The sequence below is a fragment of the Reinekea blandensis MED297 genome, from assembly GCF_000153185.1.
Classification (GTDB): Bacteria; Pseudomonadota; Gammaproteobacteria; order Pseudomonadales; family Natronospirillaceae; genus Reinekea; species Reinekea blandensis.
Genome location: NZ_CH724151.1, coordinates 161517 through 162994, shown reverse-complemented (window position 1 = coordinate 162994; position 1478 = coordinate 161517). Strand labels below are relative to the sequence as shown.

General features: G+C 50.8%; 1 protein-coding gene and 2 pseudogenes. All 3 read right to left on the bottom strand.

All coding sequences use genetic code 11. The features are described 5' to 3' along the window. Positions 1–75, bottom strand: a pseudogene (locus MED297_RS21835) (30S ribosomal protein S13); the annotation flags it as partial. A 136-nt stretch (positions 76–211) separates the two neighbouring features. Then, positions 212–325, bottom strand: coding sequence for a 50S ribosomal protein L36 (gene rpmJ, locus MED297_RS21830; protein WP_008044334.1), 114 nt, complete (start codon positions 323–325; stop codon positions 212–214). A gap of 23 nt (positions 326–348) precedes the next feature. Then, positions 349–1478, bottom strand: a pseudogene (gene secY, locus MED297_RS09295) (preprotein translocase subunit SecY); the annotation flags it as partial.

The window sequence follows — 1478 nt, the reverse complement described above, 5'->3', positions numbered from 1 at the left end:
AATACCAAAGATATAGGTCAGGGAAATCACCGCATGCTTATTGTCAGGGATATTGACGCCTGCTATACGGGCCATTCAACTTACTCCGTCTATTAATGAAATTGACAGGGCGCATTAAACCCTGCCAATGTGCTACCCCTCAGATTCTGAGGGCGCGAAAGGATACCGCCTGCCTTTTCAAAAAGCAAGCGACATCCGCTGTAACCCAAAATTACCCTTGGCGCTGCTTGTGCTTGGGATCAGAACAGATCACGCGCACTGAACCGTTGCGTCGAATAATCTTGCAGTTACGGCATATTTTTTTAACCGATGCACGTACTTTCATGATTAACTCCAATAACCGTGGTCTTAAAACAGACCACCGGTTGATTTCAGGTTTGCCTTCTTCATCAGAGATGAATACTGGTGTGACATCAGGTGACTCTGCACTTGGGCCATGAAGTCCATTACCACAACAACCACGATCAGCAGCGACGTACCACCCAAATAGAATGGAACGTTGACCGCCATGACCAGCCCCTGCGGAAGCAAGGAAACTGCTGTGATGTACAGCGCACCGAAGAACGTCAGCCGGGCCGACACACCGTCGATATAACGGGATGTCTGCTCACCTGGACGGATACCCGGTATGAAGGCACCAGACCGTTTCAGGTTTTCGGCGACATCTTTCGGGTTAAAGGTAACTGCTGTGTAGAAGTAGCAGAAGAACACTACCGCTGCAGCGAACAGCACCAGATAGAGCGGCTGATTAGGTCCCAGCAGAATCGCCAGGTCCTGAAGCCATTCCATACCTTCGTTCTGACCGAACCAGTTACCCAGCGAAGCCGGGAAAAGCAAAATACTGGATGCAAAGATAGGTGGAATAACACCAGCCATGTTCACTTTCAGTGGCAGATGGCTGCTTTGTGCCTGAAATACCTTACGGCCCTGCTGACGCTTTGCGTAGTTGATCGTAATACGGCGTTGACCGCGTTCGATAAACACGACAAAGGCAACCACGGCGATGGCAAATACGCCAATACCGATCAGAGCCAGAATATTCAGCTCGCCCAGTCGGGCGGACTCGAAGCTCTGCCCGATTGCACCCGGCAGACCGGCCACAATACCTGCAAAGATCAGCAAGGAAATACCGTTTCCGATCCCCCGCTCCGTAATCTGCTCACCCAACCACATCAGGAACATGGTTCCGGTGGTAAAAGTAACAACAGCGACGAAGAAGAAGCTGAAGGTTGCGGCAAACGCAATCCCCTGGCTGGCCAGACCTGCAGAAATTGCAAAAGACTGTACCAGTGCCAATGCCAGTGTCAGATAACGGGTGTACTGAGACATCTTACGACGCCCGGCTTCACCATCTTTCTTCACTGTTCCAGCTGTGGGCTTACACCGTCAGCACTGCATGATAATCGAGGCACTGATATAAGCATGATGCCCAGTGCAAGAACTCATACGCTCCAGAGACACCTGAGAACTGTAACATG

Coding starts and splice junctions, on each gene's coding strand:
- rpmJ (WP_008044334.1), bottom strand. CDS start 325: ATGAAAGTACGTGCATCGGTTAAAAAAATATGCCGTAACTGCAAGATT.